The 21,100-nt window shown below is 61.4% G+C and carries 17 protein-coding genes; 11 read left to right on the top strand and 6 right to left on the bottom strand.

Annotated elements, in window-relative coordinates:
- The first annotated feature begins 70 nt into the window (after positions 1 to 70).
- Complete coding sequence (locus I6L35_RS08880; RefSeq protein WP_216980062.1) at positions 71 to 2,506, top strand: zinc/cadmium/mercury/lead-transporting ATPase; 2,436 nt, start codon at positions 71 to 73, stop codon at positions 2,504 to 2,506.
- A gap of 198 nt (positions 2,507 to 2,704) precedes the next feature.
- On the opposite strand, the gene pulA is transcribed toward I6L35_RS08880, so the two are convergent.
- The gene (gene pulA, locus I6L35_RS08875) at positions 2,705 to 6,739 is read right to left on the bottom strand and encodes a pullulanase-type alpha-1,6-glucosidase (protein ID WP_216980061.1); all 4,035 of its coding nucleotides are present in this window, start codon (positions 6,737 to 6,739) and stop codon (positions 2,705 to 2,707) included.
- A 262-nt stretch (positions 6,740 to 7,001) separates the two neighbouring features.
- Here pulA and I6L35_RS08870 point away from each other — a divergent pair, with 262 nt between their 5' ends.
- A complete protein-coding gene (locus I6L35_RS08870; protein ID WP_005341466.1) occupies positions 7,002 to 7,415 on the top strand; it encodes a hypothetical protein in 414 nt (137 codons plus the stop codon).
- 172 nt (positions 7,416 to 7,587) lie between these two features.
- Here I6L35_RS08870 and I6L35_RS08865 read toward each other — a convergent pair whose 3' ends face one another.
- Both I6L35_RS08865 and zntB read right to left on the bottom strand, forming a co-directional pair.
- Positions 7,588 to 8,100 carry a mechanosensitive ion channel domain-containing protein gene (locus I6L35_RS08865; protein WP_005335914.1) on the bottom strand — a complete coding sequence of 171 codons (513 nt, stop codon included), beginning with the start codon at positions 8,098 to 8,100 and terminating at the stop codon, positions 7,588 to 7,590.
- Between the two features lie 13 nt (positions 8,101 to 8,113).
- Positions 8,114 to 9,079 (bottom strand): zinc transporter ZntB, encoded by a 966-nt coding sequence (gene zntB / locus I6L35_RS08860; RefSeq protein WP_005341467.1) that lies wholly within the window; start codon positions 9,077 to 9,079, stop codon positions 8,114 to 8,116.
- 140 nt (positions 9,080 to 9,219) lie between these two features.
- Here zntB and I6L35_RS08855 point away from each other — a divergent pair, with 140 nt between their 5' ends.
- Together I6L35_RS08855 and I6L35_RS08850 are read left to right on the top strand one after the other, a co-directional pair.
- Complete coding sequence (locus I6L35_RS08855) at positions 9,220 to 9,669, top strand: YaiI/YqxD family protein (protein WP_005335916.1); 450 nt, start codon at positions 9,220 to 9,222, stop codon at positions 9,667 to 9,669.
- Positions 9,670 to 9,794: 125 nt separating this feature from the next.
- Positions 9,795 to 10,295 (top strand): metal-dependent hydrolase, encoded by a 501-nt coding sequence (locus I6L35_RS08850; RefSeq protein ID WP_216980260.1) that lies wholly within the window; start codon positions 9,795 to 9,797, stop codon positions 10,293 to 10,295.
- Between the two features lie 64 nt (positions 10,296 to 10,359).
- On the opposite strand, the gene I6L35_RS08845 is transcribed toward I6L35_RS08850, so the two are convergent.
- The gene (locus I6L35_RS08845; protein ID WP_216980060.1) at positions 10,360 to 11,565 is read right to left on the bottom strand and encodes a NupC/NupG family nucleoside CNT transporter; all 1,206 of its coding nucleotides are present in this window, start codon (positions 11,563 to 11,565) and stop codon (positions 10,360 to 10,362) included.
- A 544-nt stretch (positions 11,566 to 12,109) separates the two neighbouring features.
- On the opposite strand from I6L35_RS08845, the gene dbpA reads away from it, so the two are divergent.
- Together dbpA and I6L35_RS08835 are read left to right on the top strand one after the other, a co-directional pair.
- Positions 12,110 to 13,489: an ATP-dependent RNA helicase DbpA gene (gene dbpA / locus I6L35_RS08840; RefSeq protein WP_216980059.1), complete on the top strand. Its 1,380-nt coding sequence runs from the start codon at positions 12,110 to 12,112 to the stop codon at positions 13,487 to 13,489.
- A gap of 88 nt (positions 13,490 to 13,577) precedes the next feature.
- A complete protein-coding gene (locus tag I6L35_RS08835) occupies positions 13,578 to 13,868 on the top strand; it encodes a YkgJ family cysteine cluster protein (protein WP_216980058.1) in 291 nt (96 codons plus the stop codon).
- On the opposite strand, the gene I6L35_RS08830 is transcribed toward I6L35_RS08835, so the two are convergent.
- Positions 13,865 to 14,269: a hypothetical protein gene (locus tag I6L35_RS08830; protein WP_216980057.1), complete on the bottom strand. Its 405-nt coding sequence runs from the start codon at positions 14,267 to 14,269 to the stop codon at positions 13,865 to 13,867. The genes I6L35_RS08835 and I6L35_RS08830 overlap by 4 nt on opposite strands.
- Before the next feature lie 268 nt (positions 14,270 to 14,537).
- Between I6L35_RS08830 and I6L35_RS08825 the strand changes: the two genes are divergently transcribed.
- Positions 14,538 to 15,932, top strand: a complete 1,395-nt coding sequence (locus tag I6L35_RS08825) for a PepSY domain-containing protein (protein ID WP_216980056.1) — start codon at positions 14,538 to 14,540, stop codon at positions 15,930 to 15,932.
- 75 nt (positions 15,933 to 16,007) lie between these two features.
- Here I6L35_RS08825 and I6L35_RS08820 read toward each other — a convergent pair whose 3' ends face one another.
- On the bottom strand, positions 16,008 to 16,913 hold the full coding sequence (locus I6L35_RS08820) for a 1,4-dihydroxy-2-naphthoate polyprenyltransferase (RefSeq protein WP_216980055.1): 906 nt from the start codon (positions 16,911 to 16,913) through the stop codon (positions 16,008 to 16,010).
- Between the two features lie 208 nt (positions 16,914 to 17,121).
- Here I6L35_RS08820 and I6L35_RS08815 point away from each other — a divergent pair, with 208 nt between their 5' ends.
- The 4 genes from I6L35_RS08815 to I6L35_RS21250 are packed head-to-tail and all read left to right on the top strand — an operon-like array spanning position 17,122 to position 21,097.
- On the top strand, positions 17,122 to 18,444 hold the full coding sequence (locus I6L35_RS08815; RefSeq protein ID WP_216980054.1) for an isochorismate synthase MenF: 1,323 nt from the start codon (positions 17,122 to 17,124) through the stop codon (positions 18,442 to 18,444).
- Positions 18,445 to 18,476: 32 nt separating this feature from the next.
- Positions 18,477 to 20,222: a 2-succinyl-5-enolpyruvyl-6-hydroxy-3-cyclohexene-1-carboxylic-acid synthase gene (gene menD / locus I6L35_RS08810; protein WP_216980053.1), complete on the top strand. Its 1,746-nt coding sequence runs from the start codon at positions 18,477 to 18,479 to the stop codon at positions 20,220 to 20,222.
- Positions 20,182 to 20,979, top strand: coding sequence for a 2-succinyl-6-hydroxy-2,4-cyclohexadiene-1-carboxylate synthase (gene menH / locus I6L35_RS08805; protein ID WP_216980052.1), 798 nt, complete (start codon positions 20,182 to 20,184; stop codon positions 20,977 to 20,979). Before menD ends, menH begins: the two co-directional genes overlap by 41 nt.
- A complete protein-coding gene (locus I6L35_RS21250) occupies positions 20,972 to 21,097 on the top strand; it encodes a hypothetical protein (RefSeq protein ID WP_302056546.1) in 126 nt (41 codons plus the stop codon). Before menH ends, I6L35_RS21250 begins: the two co-directional genes overlap by 8 nt.
- Positions 21,098 to 21,100: the final 3 nt, after the last annotated feature.

The raw sequence follows: 21,100 nt of genomic DNA, 5'->3' as shown, positions 1-21,100 counted from the left end.
ACCAAGGTTTAGACTCCTTCTCAGTAATCAGGGATCTCGCAGGGGCGGGATCCATCAAGAGGGACTCATCATGAGCAAATCCTGCTGCAATCATCAGCACGCCGCCCCCATCAAGGCCGTCAGCAAGGCGGCCCCCGGCCAGAGTGAACATCACCACGATAGCCACTGCTGCGACAACACCACGCCCGTCAGTTGCTGTTCAACCCAGACGCCTCATGAGCACGCATCCCGTGACGGCAATGAATCCCCCGAGGATGAAGAGCCTCCCCGAGGAGGCTGTCACGATCAAGTGTGCTGCAGCGCCCCCTTATCGCCAGCTCACGAGCATGAGCACGATATGCCACCTGCCGACCCTCTGGTTGCGCCTGCGCAAGGTAACAGTCGCCACAGCTGGCAGGTGTTGGGGATGGATTGCCCCAGCTGCGCCCGCAAGATCGAGACCGCCGTCAGCCGGGTGAGCGGCGTACAACAGGCGCGCGTATTGTTTGCCACCGAGAAGCTGGTGGTGGATCTGGCCCCCGGCCTCTCACCCGATCCCGTCACCGCCGCCGTGCTGGCCGCCGGTTTCCAGCTCAAGGGGGAAAGTGCTGACAAGCAGGCAGCTGGCCGCAAGCAAGCTTCACAACCGCCCCTGCAAGGCAATCTATTCGGTAACTTTTTGGGCAAATATTGGCAGCCCCTGTCACTAGCCGGCCTGATGCTGGTCGCCGCCCTGCTGCCGAAAGAGCTCGGTCAGCCACTCTTTACCCTGGCGACCCTCTGGGGTCTGTGGCCCATCTCCCGCAAGGCGTGGGCGCTGACCAAAAGCGGCTCCCCCTTCGCCATCGAGACCCTGATGACGGTGGCCGCCGTGGGGGCCCTGTTCCTCGGTGAAACCGCCGAAGCGGCCATGGTGCTGCTGCTCTTTATGCTGGGTGAACATCTGGAGGCCTACGCCGCCGGACGCGCCCGGGCCGGGGTCACAGCCCTGATGGCGCTGGTGCCTGACAAGGCGCTGCGCATCCGTACCACTGCCGAGGGCGAGGTGCGGGAAGAGGTAGCTGCCGATGAGCTGCATCCCGGCGATATCATCGAAATCGCCCCGGGTGCCCGTCTACCTGCCGACGCCCGCCTGCTCAATGAGCTCGGTGCGTTTGACGAAAGCGCCCTGACCGGTGAATCCATTCCGGTGGAACGTCGCCAGGGGGACAAGGTGCCGGCCGGTAGTCTGGCTGCCGATCGGGTGCTGCACCTTGAGGTGGTGTCCGAACCCGGCAACAACGCCATCGACCGCATTCTGCACCTCATCGAGGAGGCCGAAAGCCAGCGCGCCCCCATCGAGCGCTTTATTGACCGCTTCAGCCGCTGGTATACCCCGGCCATGATGCTGGTTGCCCTGCTGGTGGTGCTGGTGCCGCCCCTTGCCTTTGGCCAGAGCTGGGACGAGTGGATCTATCGCGGACTGGCGCTGCTGCTGATCGGCTGCCCCTGCGCGCTGGTCATCTCCACCCCGGCAGCGGTTACCTCGGCGCTGGCTGCGGCAACCCGTCAGGGGGCCCTGATCAAGGGTGGTGCCGCGCTGGAGCGATTGGCCCATATCGATACCGTCGCCTTTGACAAGACCGGCACTCTGACCCAGGGCAAGCCGCAACTGACCGAGCTGGTCAGCCTCAATGGCCAACCGGAGGCCGAGTTGCTGGCACTGGCGGCTGCCATCGAGCAGGGCTCCCACCACCCGCTGGCCCGCGCCGTGGTCGCCAACGCGACCGAACAGGGACTCTCGCTGGCGGAGGCTCGCGACCTGCGTGCCCTGCCGGGCATGGGGGTTGAGGGACGCATCAACGGTGAACTGTGGCAACTTCTGGCACCGAGCCGGGTGGCGACCCTGAATGTGGAACAGCAAATCCGGATTGCTTCGCTGGAGCGGCAGGGCAAGACCGTTGTGGTGCTCTGCCAGAGCGTCGGCGACCAGGCTCTGCCGGCCGCCCTGCTGGCCCTGCGCGACCAGATCCGGCCGGAAGCTGCTGCGGCACTGCAAGAGCTCAACCAGCTCGGTCTGCAGAGCATCATGCTGACCGGCGACAACCCCCGCGCCGCCGAGGCCATCGCCGGTGAGCTCGGCATGGGCTGGCGTGCCGGCCTGCTGCCGGAGGGCAAGGTCGATGAGATCGCCAAGCTCGGTCTGACGCAAAAGGTCGCAATGATCGGCGATGGCATCAACGATGCCCCCGCCATGAAGCGGGCCAGTATCGGCATCGCCATGGGGGGCGGCACCGACGTGGCGCTGGAGACTGCCGATGCGGCGCTGACCCACAACCAGCTCGGTGGCATCGCCGCGATGATCCGGCTGTCGCGGGCGGCACTGGCCAATATTCACCAGAATATCGCGCTGGCACTGGGACTGAAGGCCATCTTCCTGGTCACCAGCCTGCTCGGCATCACCGGCCTGTGGATTGCGGTGCTGGCCGATACCGGCGCCACCGCGCTGGTGACTGCCAACGCCTTGCGTCTGCTACGCAAGCGCTAATCCCGCACAGCCAGACATCATGAAATAACCAATGCCGCCCCATCCGGGCGGCTTTTGTTTCAGCCGGTGACGGAAAAGAAAAAGCGCGCCTGCCGGTCGGCAGTCGCGCTTTGCTTACTCTCTCGGAGTTATCCCACCCTTGGCAAGGTGGAATTCAACCCGGGGACGCCGAGCCATCCCCCGGACTCAATGGGTTGCTTACTTGGCACTGCACTCCTGAATGACGGCAGTACCTGCCTTGACGCCAGCCGGGTCAACCTTCACCAACACACTCCACAGCCCTTGCGGCAATGTGATGCTGTTGTTGGCACTACCGGCCTCGGAGAAGGCGAACGGGTAGCCCGTCTCCGCCTTCAGCGCGCCGCCGCCGTTGAGCAGGTACTCCTTGCTCCAGTCCTCGTTGGCGACCTTGAACTCGGTGCTGCCTGTGTAGTTGAAGGCTGCCTGATAGATGGCGAGATCGCCGTCCATCCCCTTGTAGCTCAACTGGTACTGGGGCTGAGCGGCCCAGCCGGAGAGCTCACCCTTGACGAACAGGTTGTAGCCGAGCGGATTGCCCGCCACCGTGTCCAGTACCTTGCAACTCTGCACCGGCTCGGTGAAGCTGACGCTCAGGGTGGGCTTGTCCTTGTTCATGGCGGTAAACACGAACTTGTAGCTGCCCGCCTTGGCCAGATCGAGCCCGATGTTGCCGGTATCCCCACCCTTGCAAAGGGTCAGCGGAGTGCCGACCACCAGCTTGTCACCGGCGTTGCAGCTGCCATAGTTGACCGGCCCCCAGCTGGCATCTGCAATCTTCACCTCGGTTGAGCCCAGCTTGTCAGCCTGTACTTCCGTGGTGAATTCATACATGAAGTTGCTACTGAAGGTCATCTGGTTGGTCTCACCCCATTCACCGAGGAACCCCTTCAGATAAACGGCGGTGTTGCCAAACGGTGGCAGGGTGCTCAAGTCGGTCTTCTTGCTGACCGGCAGGCCCGCGCCCTGTGCACCAGACTGCGGCTTGACGAACACGGCGGCAGACCAGGCCCCCAGCGTCAGCTGGCCGTTGTCATAGGCGGCGCCGCTGGCGATGCTGTCGACTGCGCGATGCTTGCTGCTAAGCACCATACCGCTCAGATCGATGGGCTGATCGTTGCCATCACGGAGGTCGCCGATGCTCTGGCTCTGGTTGCTGGCGTTGATCATCACCACCAGACCATCGATGGCCGGATCCAGATCCGCCCCGGCACTGACGCCATCATCCACCGTCATGACGATAAGGCCGGGCACCTGATCCGGGCCGGTATTGCGGAAGTCGACCCGCTTGATCACCTCGGCGCCGCTGCCCAGACGCAGCAGGCGGGAGGAGTTGCGCAGCTCCGCCAGCTCCTGATAGAAGCTCACCATCTGCGCCATCTCGGCCGAGCCCGGCTTGGCATGCTTGCCGAGCACCTGCTCAATCAGTGGATAGTTGTCGCCATCCTTGTCCTTGCGCGGCAACCCCTTGTCGAAGTTGTTGTCGCCCAGGGTGTAGTCGACCTTGTTGTACCAGTCGCCCGAGTCATAACTGTCCCGCTCCATGGATTTGGAACGCAGCAGCTCGACACCGGCGTGGGTGAAGGGAATGCCCTGACCCAGCATGGCGGTCGCCAGCGATACTCCCTGCATCCGTACCAGATCGGCACCTTCCGGCGCCTTGTAGATCAGGTTATCGAACAGGGTCTGGTTGTCGTGCTTGTCGACATAGTTCTGCACTTCCACCGGATCCTGGGCATAACCGGCAGGCTGACCGTTGTAGTCAATCTCGGCGCCTTTCTTCGGCATGCCATCCTTGTCGGTCAGCACGAACTCCTTGAGGTTGCCCGCCATGCCGAGCCGCACCAGATCGGACTGGTGCAAGGCCGTCGCCAGATCCACCTTGCTCATTTCGTTAGGATCGACGAAGGCACCGTTGCCAAAGCCCTGGGTCTTGCGAATGGTATCGCCACCGTCGAACGGACTGCCGCCGCGCACCGCATCGCGCAAGCGGTCGGAGAAGGAGCCGATACCGGTACCACCCAGATGCTTCTGGGTAGCCTGCACGAAGCGCTTGTCATCCTGCACTTCGCCGAAGTTCCACCCCTCGCCGTAGAAGTACATCTCGGGATTGACCTTCTTCACCGCGGCCAGCGCCTGCACCATCTGATCTTTCGGATGGTGGCCCATCAGGTCGAAGCGGAAGGCGTCGATCTTGTAGTCGCGCGCCCAGGTGACCAGGGAGTCATCCATCAGCTTGGCAAACATGGCGTGTTCCGGCGCCGTGTTGGAGCAGCAGGTGGAGTTCTCCACCGAGCCGGTCTCCGGATTGAGGCGCTGATAGTACCAGGGCACTATCTTGTCGAGCACCGATTTGGGGCCGAGCCCGGATTCGTTGGTGTGGTTGTAGACCACGTCCATCACCACGTTCATACCGATGTTCTGCTTGATGGCCTTGACCATCTCGCGGAACTCCAGAATACGTTTGGTGCCCTCGGCGTTGGTAGCGTAGGAGCCTTCCGGCGTGGTGTAGTGGTAGGGATCATAACCCCAGTTGAAGGAGTCGACGCCGCGCAGATAGCCGTACAGCTCCTGCACCACAGGGTTCTCCTTGCTGTCGCTGGCTTGCAGCTCACCGAGCACGGCTTCAATGGTCTCGCCACCACCACAGTGGCTGGCAAACCGGGAGTTCTTGACCTCGGGATTGACCTCGCACAGCTTGCTGAAGTCATCGCCGATGTTGGCCACCTTGGCCGGATCCTCGTTGACGGTGGCGATGTCGAACACCGGCAGCAGGTGCAGGTGGCTGACGCCGCTCTTGGCCAGGGATTTCAGGTGGGTGACGGGCACGCTGTCGCTGTCGGTCAGCCCGAGGAACTTGCCACGGTGCTCCACCGGGGTGGAATCATCGTTGCCGGTCAGATCGCGGACATGGGCTTCATAGATGGTGATGTCGGCGGGATTCTGCTGGCTGTGGGGCGCCTTGAGGCTGTCCCACCCTTCCGGTTTCAGGGCCGGATCGTCGAGATCCACCACCTGACTGAACTCGGAGTTCATCGCGAGGCTGAGCGAATAGGGGTCGGTCACCTCGTAGTGCTCGACCTTGCGGCTCAGCGGATGGTAGACCTCCATGTCGTAGCGGTAGAACTGGCCGATCAGCTCGCTGCCCCCTTCGTAACTCCAGCTACCGCTGGCGCTATCGAAGGTCATGGCCACCTCGCCACTCTTCTGGTGGCTAGCGTTGTAGAGGGCCAACTTGACCGACTTGGCGGTCGGCGCCCAGAGACGGAAGGTCACCCGGTTACCCTCCACCACGGCGCCATAGCTGAGCTTGGTCGCCTCTGGGGCATAGAGCGCATCAAGGGCACCAGCACTTTGCACCAGGGTCGCCCCCTGCAGGATACCGTCGGCATCGGTGCCGATAGCCACCAGCTCACCCTTGAGCAGGGGCTTGAGATCTTTACCGGCGGGCAGGGCGAAGGCGGCCGCATCCTTGAGGTGCGGATATTTGGCCTGCTGCTCGGCAGTCAGGCTGGTCGCGGTCAGGCTGATATAGGGGAAATCGAACACCCCATCGGCATTGGCCTTGATGGTGCCCGAGTCGGTGTAATAAAGGCGCACGTGAGGCTTGTCCTTGCCCCCTTGCCAGATCAGGGTATTGCCATCGATCAGATGGGCACTGGCCCCCGCCACGCCGAAGGCCGCGGTAAAGGCCTCGGCGCGGCTGCCAAACAGATCCTTCTTGCCCGCGACGATGGCCACGGTGCGATCCGGGTGCTCACTGAAGATCACCTTCATATCGCTGCCGGTCAGGTTGGCCAGATCGCCGTTGCGAGCGATAAAGTTGATGCACCCTTCCACCTTGCTGAGCGGTACGACCCAGGCCGGACCAAAGTTGTCGGCAGTGGCAGGTGTCTTGCTCTTGTCATCCCACCCGCTGTTCAGGCCGCTATCTGCCGTTGCATTGCAGGCATCGTTATTCCAAAGATGCAGGCTGTGGCTGTCAAACGGTGTCTTGGCACTCTTGGCTGCCGCCTGGGTGTCCACCAGCGCAATGACTACCTCGTTGGGGCCTGCTTGCAGCAGCTCCTTTGGGGGATCCATTTTGGGCAGTCGAGCGACAGGTCCGTCAGAAGGTTCAGGTGTAGAAGTAGATGTGCTGTTGCCATTACAGCCAGACAAAAGCGCGAGCAGTGAGGCTGTTACCAGCGCCACTTTGGTCTTTTTCATATCCATATTTTTATAATTCCCGCTGTAGTTAGTCTCGATAGTCGAGCACCCGGTCATTGCCAGGCGGTGCCATATTAATCAGCGGCAATCGATTCAAATGTGAGCGACAGGGCAAAAAAACCATCCAGTTTCAACAAGATAACGTTTTCAGACTGAAACTTCGATCCGGCTCACAGACCTCGCGGCCATTTGGCCTCATATCTGGAAAGCGGCAGTCACGGGGTCAGAAAAGCAATGTCTGATCAAGTGGATAGACAAGGAGTAAACAATGAAACGGATTGAAGAGCAGGCAAGACGACTCGATCAGGAGTATCAGGCAATCGGTCAGCTGTTCGACCAGTTCTGCCAGCAGGCTGGCGCCCTGGCCGAGCAGTATCACTTCTTCAACTGGCCCGATTATGAAGACTCCCCCCCGCTGAGCCGCGCCTTCACTCTGCTGGGGGAGCCCCGCCAGTTGCGGCTGCGCTGTCAACCCGGTGAGCGCTCTGCCCTCAATGGTTTGATCCAGGTGGTCTCGGAGGATGGCACTATTGATGCCAGCCTCGGGTTTCGCGCCGATGGTCAGCTGCTGCTGGAGTCCGGCAAGCTGCTGGACAACCCGCCCGGACTGCTGCTCAAGTTGCTGCTCGGGGCAATCTGGCAACACAAGCCACAGGCAGATGTTGCACAACAGGAGATCTAGCAGCAGAGCCAACTGTTGACCCGTTCTGGCTATTGTGGCCGCAGCAAGCATCTACAATAGCCTGTTCCTGTCGAAGTAAGGTTCAACGGATGGGCGTCTTCGCGACGTACCGTCGGCACCTGCCACACAGCAAAAAGGCTCCAGAGGAGCCTTTTCTTATTCCGGTTACTTTCTATTCCGGCTGCAGCGGTTCCACCACCTTGCCCTCCAGCTTTCTGACCGGCTTTTGCAGGATCAGGTTGGCCGGATAGGTGACCAGATCGCCGTTGTCATCACGCACCCGCACATAGAAGAGGCCGATCTCGGTGATGACGCCGGTGACCGAATCATCCTTGTCGAGGATGCGGATCCGGTCGCCAATCTTGTAGGGGAAGGCGAAGAAGATGGTGATGCTGGCGGTGATGTTGGAGAGGATCGACCACTGGGCGACCATGGCGACCCCCAATACCGCAAAGAAGGAGGACGCGAGCACCACCAGTCGGGAGAAGTCGAGCCCCCATACCCCGGCCAGCACCAGCAAGGTGGCGCAGCCGAGCAGGAAGTGGAACACATGGGCCACGTAGAGCACCCGGTTCTCGCTCACCTGCCTGCTCTGACCGAGCGCCAGCAGGCTCTTGTGAATCAGCCGCCGGATCAGGGTATGACCCAGCAACAGCAGCAAGGTCAGGCCAATTGATTGCCACATGGGTTATGCCTCCTTACCACCAGCGCCGATGTTTGAGCCAGATAGCCAGCCCGCTTGCCAGCGCCACCAGCGAACCACAGAAGACCCAGAAGGCAGTCGGATTCTCAGCCCCGGGGATACCGCCGAGGTTGATGCCAAACAGACCGGTCAGGAAGCTGGCAGGTAAAAAGAGCAGTGCCATCACCGACATCTGGTAGGCGCGGCGGTTGGTCGCCTCCGCCATCAGATTGTTGATCTCGTCCGCCAGCACGGCGGTACGTGCGACCCCGGCATCCAGATCGTCCAGCCAACGCCGCAGCCGGTCGGCGATATCGAGCAGACGACGGCGGTCATCCTCATCCAGCCAGCTGATCTTCTCGTTGGCCAGCCGCGCCACCAGATCCCGCTGCGGCGAGAGGTAGCGGCGGATCATGATGAGCTGCTTGCGGATCAGCGCCAAGCGGCCATTGGCGGGCATGTCGCGCATCAGCACCATCTCCTCCAGATCGAGGATCTTGTCGTGCAGCTCCTCGACAAACTCCCCCGCCCGATCAGTCAGGGCATCACAGATCTCCACCAGCCAGTCGGCCGGGGTATCGGCGCCGCCCCCCAACTTGAGCTGGTTGAAGACATCCTGCTCGGAGAGCAGCGGACGACGACGGCTGCTGATGATGAGATCCGGGGTGATGAAGATGCGCAACGCCACCATCTCTTCGGGCCTGTGATCCTTGTTGTGGTTGATGCCGCGCAGGATCAGCAGCACCGTCTCCCCCATCCGCACCAGCTTGGGACGATTGCTCTGGCCGAGCAGCGACTCCCTGGCCGCCTCGCTGAGCAAGGGGGTCTGCAACAGCCAGCGCGCCGAATCGGGATTGCCGTAATCCAGATGCAGCCAGCCGGGATGTGCCGCCGGGACTTCGCTTCCCGCCGTCAGCGGCGCCATGCCACCCTTGCCATCCAGGGTCAGGGCATAAATCACTTCACCGGGCACCCGATCCATCTCGTCTCCTTCTCGTTTCATGTGCTGGCCCCAGCTTACACCAAAGGCTGGGCCGACTCAGCCCCGCGCCGGGAAGGGAAGGCCTGTGTTAACATGACCACTCTCGTTTTCCATCCGCTTTCACTACAGGAAACCATGCCATGCCCATCTGGGTTGATGCCGATGCCTGCCCCATTCCGGTCAAGGAGATCCTCTACCGCGCCGCCCACCGCGCCCAGGTCGTCACCACCCTGGTGGCCAATCAGGGGTTGCGGGTGCCCCCCTCGCCCTTCATCAAAACCCAGCAGGTGGAGAAGGGATTCGATGTGGCAGATCATGTCATCGCCCAGCAGGTTCAGCCCGGCGATCTGGTGATCACCGGTGATATCCCCCTCGCCTCCTGGGTGATCGATGCCGGTGGCGAGGCACTCAATCCCCGCGGCGAGATCTACACCCGCGAGACCATCAAGGCGCGGCTCGGCATGCGCAACTTTATGGAAGAGCTGCGCTCGGCCGGCGTGCAAACCGGCGGCCCGGCCCCCTTCAATGCCGCCGACAAACAGCGTTTTGCCAACGCCCTCGATAAGTGGCTGGTCAAAGGCAAGCTGTAAAGAGACCCTAAAGGCGCCCAACATGGGCGCTTTTTCGCCGTAACATCCTGATTTTTAAAATAAGAGCTGACCACAACCGTCAGGCTGGTAAGATGCGCCGCCATCTTATCTACGCCGTAATCATCATGACCGCCCAAGGGCACCTGCTCTTCTCCGTTACCTGCACCCTGATCGCCCACAAACTGCAGCTCACTCCGGCCCTGGCCGATGCCAGCTTGTGGCAAACCATCCCTGCCGCGCTGGCCAGCGCCCTGTTGCCCGACCTCGACCACCCCAAATCTGTGCTGGGGCAGCGACTGCCGTGGATCTCGAAACCTCTGTCGCGGCTGTTCGGCCATCGCGGTTTCACCCACAGTCTGCTGGCGGTCGCCGCTGCCGTCTGGGGGCTGAACCAGAGCCTGCCGCCGGACACCTTGCCCATGGGGGTCAAGGATGCCCTGATCGTCGGCTACCTCAGCCATCTGCTGGGGGACTGGCTCACCCCGGCGGGCATTCCGCTCTTCTGGCCCATCAAGCGCCGTTACCGCCTGCCGGGCTGGTCGCTGCGCAGTGGCGGCGCCATCGAAACCGGCTTTTGCACCCTCACCCTGCTGGTTGCCGGCTGGTGGTGCGGCTGGCGCCTGTAAGCCAGAAATAAAAAAGCCCCTGACGAGGTCAGGGGCTCAAACCGTGGCAGATGCCACTAGAGGATCAGATCATGATGCCTGCGATAACAGCAGAGAGCAGGCTGACCAGAGTTGAACCGTAGACCAGCTTCAGACCGAAGCGGGAAACCATGTTGCCCTTCTCTTCGTTCAGCGCTTTTACCGCACCGGCGATGATGCCGATGGAGCTGAAGTTGGCGAAAGAGACCATGAAGATGGAGAGGATGCCGACGGTACGCGGGGAGAGCTCGGCAGCAATCTTGCCCAGATCCATCATGGCCACGAACTCGTTGGTCACCAGCTTGGTCGCCATGATGGAGCCCGCTTGCAGCGCTTCACCACTCGGGATACCCAGAATCCAGGCGATTGGATAGAAGAGGTAGCCCATGACGTACTGGAAGTTGACACCAAACGCCAGCTCGAACAGGTAGTTGACCAGGGCGATCAGGGCAATAAAGCCCACCAGCATGGCCGCCACGATAACGGCAACGGAAAAACCGGCCATGATGTACTCGCCCAGCATCTCGAAGAAGTTCTCTCTCTTCGGCGTATGGTGCTCGTCGCCCTCGGCCAGCGCCTTGGCATCGGTCACGGTATTGTCCGGGTCGTACGGGTTGATCAGCGACAGCACGACAAAGGTGCTGAACATGTTGAGCACCAGCGCAGCCACCACGTAACGCGGCTCGATCAGCTGCATGTAGGCACCGACGATGGACATGGAGACGGTGGACATCGCCGTCGCCGCCAGGGTGTACATCTGCTTCTCGTTCAGGTGCGGCAGGATGTTCTTGAGCGCGATGAAGTTCTCGGATTGACCGACGATCATGGAGCTGATGGCGTTGAAGGACTCCAGCTTGCCCATGCCGTTGATCTTGGCCAACACGGTACCGATACCGCGGATCACCAGCGGCAACAGGCGGATGTACTGCAGAATACCGATCAACACGGAGATGAAGACAATGGGCATCAACACCATCAGGAAGAAGGTAAATGAACCTTCATTCATCATGCCGCCAAATACAAAGTCGGTTCCCTGCTTGGCAAACTCCATCAGCTTGGTGAAGCCGGCCGCGAAGCCACCCACCACAGCCAGACCCACTTCCGAGTTCAACATGAACCAGGCCAGCGCCAGCTCGACCACCAGCAGTTGGCCGATATAACGCAGCTTGATCTGTCTCCAGTTGTGGCGGTTAGCCAGCAGAGAAAGAGCGAGGACCATAACCAGTCCGAGCACAAAGTGAACGTATTCCATACCTGTAGCACCTGAGTGAATTGTAATTTTCGACCGGCGCCATCATAGACATTTGCACATTTAAAAATCAGAGAGTCATCACAATCCCGTGTAATAATATGCATGCAGGATAATACAAACGTTTTTAAATTAATTACGCAACAACCTGATATTAATCGCACAACTTTGACGACGACAAATTCATTAAAAAACATGATATTACATAATTAAAATGGCATTTTCATGGCCCTCCAAAATATCTTGATATCATTTTCGCAACATTGTGCTTAATGCCACACTCGCCAATAGAATATTTTTCAACCATTATATTTAAACAACAGAAATGGCAAACGTTTATCCGCAATAAATAATTACACGCATGTTTGAATAATTACCCCGATATCCTTTCACATATTGCTCACAACCAATCTGGCAACAAATACCCCCATAATGTGCCCCCCATGGCCAGCCGTTCAAAAATCCGCCACATCCGGTGCCACATTCTGGTATGATGCGCGGCCTTAGCGCTCGCGCATCCCCGTTTTCTCCGAAATAGAGTCCTTTTGTGAACAACAGCGAATTTAGCAGCCTCAATCTCTCCCCCGCCCTGCAAGAGAACCTCACCAGCCTGGGTTACCTGCAGATGACCCCGATCCAGGCCCAGAGCCTGCCCCTGGTGCTCGATGGCAAAGACCTGATCGCCAAGGCAAAAACCGGCAGCGGCAAGACCGCCGCCTTCGGCCTCGGCCTGCTGGCCAAGCTCAACGTCAACCGCCTCGAAGTGCAGGCGCTGGTGCTCTGCCCGACCCGCGAACTGGCGGATCAGGTGGCCACCGAGATCCGTCGTCTGGCGCGCGCCCTGCCCAACGTCAAGCTGGTGACCCTGTGCGGCGGCACCCCGACCGCACCGCAGTCCGCCACCCTGAGCTTTGGTGCCCACATCGCTGTTGGCACCCCGGGTCGCATTCTCAAACATCTGGAGCAAGGTACGCTGGAGCTCTCCGGCCTCAAGACGCTGGTGCTGGATGAAGCGGATCGCATGCTGGACATGGGCTTTGGCGAAGATATCAACCGGGTCATCAGCTATGCCCCCCAACAGCGTCAGACCCTGCTCTTCTCCGCGACCTATCCGGAAGGGATCGCCCAGATGAGCCGCGGCGTGCAGCGCAATCCGGTCGAGGTGAGCGTGGAGTCCCTGCACGAGGGGAGCGCCATCGAACAGAAGCTCTATGAAGTGCCTGCCGGTCATCGCCTCGACGCCCTCACCTGGCTGCTGAGTCACTACCAGCCCAGCTCCTGCGTGGTGTTCTGCAACACCAAGCGCGCCTGTAACGACGTGGCCGACCATCTGGCCACCAAGGGCTTCTCGGCGCTGGCGCTGAATGGCGATCTGGAACAGCGCGAGCGGGATCAGGTGCTGGTGCGCTTTGCCAACGGCAGCGCCACCATTCTGGTGGCCACCGATGTGGCGGCCCGCGGCCTCGACATCAAGGAGCTGGGCGCCGTCATCAACTACGAGCTGACCTATGATCCGGAAGTGCACGTGCACCGCATCGGCCGTACCGGTCGTGCCGGCCAGCAGGGTCTGGCCCTGAGTCTCTATCAGCCGAACGAGGCCCAGCGCGTCAACTTTATCGAAGAGTACCAGCAAGCTCCGATGCCGCTGGGTGATCTCGACAGCATCGGCCGCGACATCAAGCCGATCGCCCCGCAGATGGTGACCCTCTCCATCGATGCAGGCCGCAAGACCAAGGTGCGGGCCGGTGACATTCTGGGTGCCCTGACCGGTGAAGGCGGCATTGCCGGCGCCGACGTGGGCAAGATCCAGATCTCCGAGCAGTACTCCTACGTCGCGGTGAAGCGCAGCGTGGCGAGCGCCGCCCTCAAGCGGTTGCAGGAAGGCAAGATCAAGGGTCGCAGCTACCGCGCCCGCAAACTGGGCTAAGGTTTTTGCAAGCCTTTAGCCAGACCACAGGCGCCTGACAGGCGCCTGTTTCATATCTCCGATGCCGCCATGCGGCAAGACAGGCCCCATGACCCAAGCAATCCAGACCGATGTGAGCTGCCAGAACTGCGAAGCCTGCTGCTGCCGCCTCGAAGTGATGCTCTTTACCGATACTGGCGTGCCGGACCGTTATGTACTGGAACGGGAAGGCGAGATACCGGTCATGCGCCGGCTGGACGATGGCTGGTGCGCCGCCCTCGACCGCAACACCATGATGTGCCGTATCTACGAGGTACGGCCGTTGATCTGCCGTGAATTCGAGATGGGGGAACCCGACTGCATCGACGAGCGGGACAAGTGGTTTATCAATCTCGGTTAAATTGAGCGGCTCACTGCGCAGAGCGATAGCTCCTGCTCCAGCCAGCGAATGGCGGCCCCCTCCTGCTCGAAATAGCGCACAGCCCGAAACGGCAAGCCTTTGAAGATTTGATCGGCCAGATAGCGCTTGAATCCCCCCGACAGCACAACCGCCAGAAAGAGACAGCCGTTCTCGGCACACCAGCCAAACTGGCGGCGAAAACGGGCCAGCACCTCGGGCCCGGCCGCTTCGAACTCGGTCGCGACCTCGACAATCCCCCAGGGGCTATCCATCAGTCCGGCCAGTTCGTGACGAAAACACGCTTCATAGGCCACGGCGCCAGCCAGATTGAAGGGGCCACGCGGGCGGCAGATCAGCATCTGGCCCCTGCGCTCCATGTCGAATTGCCCATGTGGCTGCATGACTGCTCCCATTCCGTTACCACCACCATCGCCTGCAAATTGTTACCACAAGGTAATAATTTATAAGGAAAAGTCCAGCAGCAAACAGGCTTTTCCCAAAGCGTGTTCATCCTATCCGGCAAACCGTTGGCACCTCATGTTACCGACATCCCGCACCGAACCGATCTCAAGATGTGTGATTGCAGTTAACGAAACGTTACTGCTATTATCCGCGCCGCCACAAACATTCCACCAACCGAAAGGTTTGGTGCTCCAACAAGGATGTGCAATGAAAAACAGGGACTCTAGTCATTACCAACGGGTCTGGCGCTGGCACTTCTACGCCGGTCTCTTTGTCGCCCCTTTCCTGATCCTGCTGTCACTGACCGGGATCGTCTATCTGTTCAAACCCCAGCTCGACAACCTGATGTACCCCGAGCTGATGAAGGTCACCCCCGCCAGCCAGACACTGAGTGCCGACCAACTGCTGGCCAAGGCGATGATGACCATGCCCGATGCCAGCCTGCGTAAATACCTGCCGCCTGTCGCTCCCGAGCAGAGCGCCCAGTTCATCGTCAATCGGGGCGAGCAGGAGCTTACCCTGTTCCTCGATCCCGCCAGCGGCGCCCTGCTCGGCACCATGGATAACAAGTGGAATCTGCAAGCAGTGGCTCGCTCCCTGCACGCCGACCTGCTGCTCGGCACCACGGGGGATCGGCTGATCGAACTGGCTGCAGGCTGGGGGCTGGTACTGCTGCTGAGCGGTCTCTACCTCTGGTGGCCACGCAAAGGGCCCGGGGTGGGCGGCATCCTCTGGCCCAGAGTGAACCAGCGCGGACGCCTCTGGTGGCGAAATCTGCACGCAGTGGTCGGCTTCTGGGGCGCCGGTTTCCTGCTGCTGTTGCTGCTGAGCGGCATGACCTGGACCGGCTTCTGGGGCGATAAGTTTGCCGCTGTCTGGAACCGCTTCCCCGCCGCCATGTGGAACGAGGTGCCCAAATCGGCGCCGCTGGCCCGCACCCTGAATCAGGCACACGAGCAGACCGTTCCCTGGGCGGTGGAGAACACCCCTATGCCCAGCTCGCAGCCGGTCGATGAGGGACACGATCACGGTGCCATGAACCATGGCGAGCATGAGGGAGTGGTGATGGCGAGCCAGCGCATTGCGCTACAACGGGTCGTCGAGATCGCCCATGAGCGGAGAGTCCATCCGGGTTACAGCATCACCCCGCCGGTCGGCGCCACCGGCGTCTACACCATCGCCCTGTTTGCCGACGATCCGCGCAACGACGCCACCCTGCATGTCGATCAATACAGCGGCAAGGTGCTGGCCGATGTGCGCTGGCAGGATTACGGCCCGGTCGCCAAGACGGTAGAGAGTGGCGTCATGCTGCACATGGGCAAGCTCTACGGCTGGCCCCATCAGCTCGCCATGCTGCTTATCTGCCTGATGGTGCTGGCCAGCGCCGTGAGTGGTCTGTGGATCTGGTGGTGCCGTCGTCCGCAGGGCCGTCTCGCCGCGCCGCCGTTGCCTGCCAAACTCCCGCCGATGCGCGGTGCCATCGCCCTGCTGATCCTGCTGGGGATCGCCTTCCCGCTGGTGGGCGCCTCCATGGTCGCCATCTGGCTGCTGGATACCCTGATTTTCTCCCGCCGCCCTCTCAGGGTGGCGCGCGCCAGCTAAACCGGCCAAAACCAAAAAGGGCTCCCATATCGGGAGCCCTTTTTATTGTTCGCCTTGGCGAGCTGCGACCAGCAGTCAGGAGAGCGCCAACCCGATAGAGAGCAGCAGACTGAACAGAAACGCGCTGATGGCGGTCTTCTTGAGGGCGCCAGTCAGCACCTCGCCATCGTAGCTTTCGCGCAAGGTGCGCGCCGCATCGCTGAGGGGCTTCATGGCGGGCAGGAAGATCCACGGCCAGAAACTGGCGGGCTGGATCAGGATAAAGGCGATGGTTGCCAGCAGCGCCGCCCCCAGCAACACCCAGTGATAGGCGATGGCACGGTTGCGGCCAAGGCGCACTGCCAGGGTGATCTTGCCGCTGGCGGCGTCGGTCTCGATATCGCGCACATTGTTGATATTGAGCACGGCGGTGGCCAGCAGACCACAAGCGGTGGCAGGCAGCAGCAGATCCCACTCCAGACTCTTGGTGAAGAGGTAGTAGGAGCCGAGCACCCCCAGCAGACCAAAGAAGAGGAACACCGAGATATCGCCAAACCCGCGATAGCCGTAAGGGGTCTTGCCGACGGTGTAGGTCACCGCCGCGACAATGGCCGCGCCACCCAGCACCACAAATGCCAAAATCTGCAGCCACTGGCCGCCGAAGGCACAGCCCAGCAGCAGCAGGCCACTGGCCACCGCCGCCAGCGCGGTCAGCCCCATCGCCACGCACATCTGCTTTTTGGTGATAAGACCGGAGACCACCGCCCGCTGCGGGCCGATCCGCTCACCGTTGTCGGCGCCGGAGACCGCATCGCCGTAATCGTTGGCCAGATTGGAGAGGATCTGCAGCAGGATGGCGGTCAGCAGGGAGAGCGCCATGATGGTGCCATCGAAGGCGCCACGACTGGCAGCCAGCCCCGAGCCCAGCAGGATGGAAGAGCAGGCGAGCGGCAGTGTTCGCAAACGCGCCGCCAGCAACCAAACAGAGAAGGTATTTGTCATTTTGTAATGGCCAAACAATCGGATATTGATCGTGTTAAGGGTTATCGAACAGGATTTGGGTATACTTGACCCCGGAGAGTGAAGCTCCCGCGGGCGATTTACATGGACGAATGGGCAGATAATATATAGGAAATCATCGCCCTTTGGCATAAACCTACGGCATCCAGCTACCGGATCGCTCGTTACTACCCGGCTCAGACAAGAATCCATGTTGGCTCAGACCCATATCAAGCAACAACTGGACGCCCTGCGTCACAGCAACGTCAGCGGCTTCGTACGGTTGCGAGTGGCGATCGAAATCCGCTCCTTTCTGGGCTGGCTCGCGGCGCAAACCCTCTATCCCCGCATCTACTGGCAGGCCCGTGGAGAGGCTCGTCCCGAGTATGTCGCGCTGGGCGCCATCCATGAACTGACCGAACCGCACGCCATCAAGCAGGTGTGCACGAACACAGCCAACCAGCATCATGACGACAGCCCTCGCTACTATGGCGGACTGGCGTTCGATCCGGCCCAGTCCGGCTGGCAAGGGTTTGGCCCCTGCCGTTTCGTGCTGCCCCGCATCGAGCTGGTGCGCCGTGGTGAGTGCGTCAGTCTCTGCCTCAACCTCTGGCTGGATGAAAACAATCTCGAGGCCGAACTGCAGGCGGCCGAAGCCGCCCTCGATGCCCTGCGTCCGGAAGCTGCGCTGCCCGCCCTGCAAAAGCAGCCCTGGCAGCGACAGGATTGCCCCGGCCCCGCCCAGTGGCAGACGCTGGTGGAGCGCGTCACCGCCCCCGATTTTCAGGCCCACACCCCCAAGGTGGTGCTGTCGCGGGAGAGCGTGCTGACCAGTCCGAACCACGATGCGGATATCAATCCCTGGGCCATGCTCGACCAGTGGGCCCGCCACGCCCAGGACTGCTTCCACTTCGGTTTTCAATTCTCCCCCGAGCAGGCCTTTATTGCCTGCTCCCCCGAGCGGCTCTACCGCCGGGAAGATCGCCACCTCTTTACCGAGGCGCTGGCGGGCACCATTCGCCGCTCCGGCGATGAAGAGGTGGATGCCCAGCTGGCCGCCGAGCTGCTGGCCGACAGCAAGAACCGGCTGGAGAACCGGCTGGTACATGCCGACATCCTCAGCCGACTGGCGCCACTGACCCACGATGCCACCCTGACCGAGCCGCGCATTCTCAAACTGCGGCTGCTGCAGCACCTCAAGTGCGATATCGAAGCAGAGCTCAAGCCCGGGGTCTGCGACTGGCAGCTGCTCGACGCCCTCCACCCGACGCCAGCGGTGGGCGGCGCCCCGCGCGAGGCAGCGCTCGCCTTTATCCGCGAGTTCGAGCCCTATGATCGGGGCTGGTACGCCGGAGCCTGCGGCATGCTGAGTCGGGAGACCTCGGAGTTCTCGGTCGCCATTCGCAGCGCCCGTATTCAACCGGGCAGCGTTACCCTGTTTGCCGGTGCCGGCATTGTCGCCGGTTCCGAGCCTGTCGCCGAGTGGGCCGAACTCGACAACAAGATCGCCAATGTGCTCTCCCTGCTGGGATAGTCATTCACCCTTTTCACGCTACGAGAGCCCCTATGCCCACCCGTAAAGAGCCTGCCAGCGAAGAGTTTGCCTGCACACAGTTTTCGAGCCAGCACGCCACCTTCAACCACGTCTGGTCCTCCCTCTTGCTGGAGGAGCTCTTTCGCCTCGGGGTGCGCGACATCGCGCTGGCCCCCGGCTCCCGCTCTGCGCCGCTGACAATGGCAGCCGCCGCCCATCAGGGCTTTCGTCGTCACCTGCACTTTGACGAGCGCGGTCTCGGCTTTATGGCGCTGGGTCTTGCCAAGGGGAGCAACCGGCCCGTGGCGGTGATCATGACGTCGGGCACCGCGGTAGCCAACCTCTGGCCCGCCGTGGCAGAGGCCCAGCTCACCAGCGTACCGCTGATTATTCTCTCCGCCGATCGCCCTCACGAGCTTATCGACAACGGCGCCAATCAGGCGATCGACCAGCAGGGGATCTTCGGCCGCTACCCCGTCTATCAGCAGAACCTGCCGAGCCCCACCCCGACTATTCCGGCGGCGTTTGTGCTGAGCTCGGTGGATCAGGCGCTGGCCAAACAGGCGCTCACCCCCGGGGTGGTGCACTTCAACTGCATGTACCCGGAGCCCCTTTACCCGGGGGAGCACTATCAGGATTTCTCCGACTATCTGGCCCCCCTCGGTGACTGGCTCGGCTCGCACAAGCCCTGGAGCCCGTGGCAGCAAAACGAGCCGACCTGCCCACCTCAGGCGGAGTGGGAAACCTTTCGGCAACAGCGCGGCATCGTTGTAGCTGGCCGCATTACCGACCCGAATCAGGCACAGGCCGCCGCCGCACTGGCGGAGCAACTCGGCTGGCCGCTGCTGGCAGATCTGCAGAGCCAGATCCGTTTCGATAGCCGCAACCTCATCCATATGGATCTGGCGCTCAACGACCCTGAATTTGTCGCCGAGTTGGGCCGCGCCGAGGTGCTGCTGCAATTTGGCGCGCGGCTTGTCTCCAAGCGGCTTGGCCAGTTCATAAAACACCATTCATGGCAGGATTACTGGCTGGTGGATCCGCAACCGGCGCGGCTCGATCCCGACTACCGGCTGCGCAACCGGCTGCTCTGCAGTGCCAGCGCCTTTGCAGTGGCTCATCCGGTCACCCCTCGGGCCCCTTGGCACCGGCTGGCCGAGCTGCAACACAACGCCAGCCAGCAGATCGCCGCGGCCTGCGAGGGTTTCTCGGAGCTCGGAGTCTGCCATCACCTCAACCGCCTGATCGAAGGACAACTGTTTGTCGGCAACAGCATGCCTGCCCGACTGATGGATATGCTCGGTGACACGGGCAAGGGGCCGAGCCGGGTGATGACCAACCGCGGTGCCTCCGGCATCGATGGCCTGATCGCCACCGCCTACGGGTTTGCCCAGTCGAGCGACCAGCCAACAACCCTGCTGCTCGGCGATCTCAGCGCCCTGCACGATCTCAACAGTCTCGCGCTGCTTGGCAAGGCGAGCCGACCGCTGGTGGTGATCCTGCTCAACAACGATGGCGGCAGCATCTTCCGCATGTTGCCAGTGCCCACCGAAGGGGCGCTGCTGGAGAGCTACTACCGGCTGCCCCACGGCCTCGGTTTTGAACATGCCGCCGCCATGTTTGGCCTCGCCTATCGCGCGCCGACCACACTGGCCGAGTTCGAACGCGATTACAGCGCCGCCCTCCAACATGGCGTTACCTTGATCGAGATCCGGGTACCGAGCGAGCAGGTGGCCGATGATCTCAAGGCACTGGGGGCCGCCATCCGTGGCAAATAAATATGCCAATGTGCCGCTGGTGCTGCTGCACGGCCTGCTGGGGGATAGCGGCGACTGGCAACCGGTGATCGACCGGCTGCCCGCCATCCGCTGCATCGCCCTCGACCTGCCGGGTCACGGTCAGCATAGCGATCTCAACATCAGCGACTTTGAACAGAGCCACCAGTGGCTGGTCACCGAGCTGGCCAGCCGCAATATTGAACGCTATCTGCTGGCGGGTTACTCGCTGGGTGGGCGACTGGCCCTCTATCACGCCAGCCACGAGCCCGCCGGGCTGCGGGGGCTGCTGCTGGAGAACTGCCACCCGGGGCTACCGGCCAGTGAACGGCCCGCCCGCATCCAGCACGATGAACAGTGGGCGCGGCGCTTCGAGCAGGAGCCCCTGGCTGACGTGCTGGCAGACTGGTACCGGCAAGGGGTGTTTGCCGATCTCGACGACGCGGCCCGGGCCCGCCAGATCGCCCGCCGCCTTGGCAACGACGGCATGGGCATCGCCACCATGCTGCGCGCCACTTCGCTCGGCAAGCAGCCGGATCTCGCCCCCTGGCTCATGGCTAGCCAGCTGCCGGTCACCTGGGTGAGTGGCAAGCGGGATCACAAATTCCATCAGCTGGCTTGCCAGCTGGCGAACCAAAATCGCAGAATCAACCACTTGGTACTGGATGGCGGCCATAATCTGCACGCCCATCAGCCTGATAACTTTGCCCGACTCCTCTCGGAGTGGGTCAACCAACAAGAAGAGACGAGTCATGATTGAAGCAATGACGGAAGCTGAACTGTACGCACCTGTTCAACATGCCGGGATTGCTCAACTCTGTGCTCAACTCGGTGCTCAACTGCACTCTCCCAGATCAGAAGGAAAAAACCATGATTGAAGC

This window comes from Aeromonas sp. FDAARGOS 1405, from assembly GCF_019048265.1.
Lineage (GTDB): Bacteria > Pseudomonadota > Gammaproteobacteria > Enterobacterales > Aeromonadaceae > Aeromonas > Aeromonas veronii_A.
The sequence above is the reverse complement of the archived record's forward strand: the minus strand, read 5'-3'. Positions and strand labels throughout refer to the sequence as shown.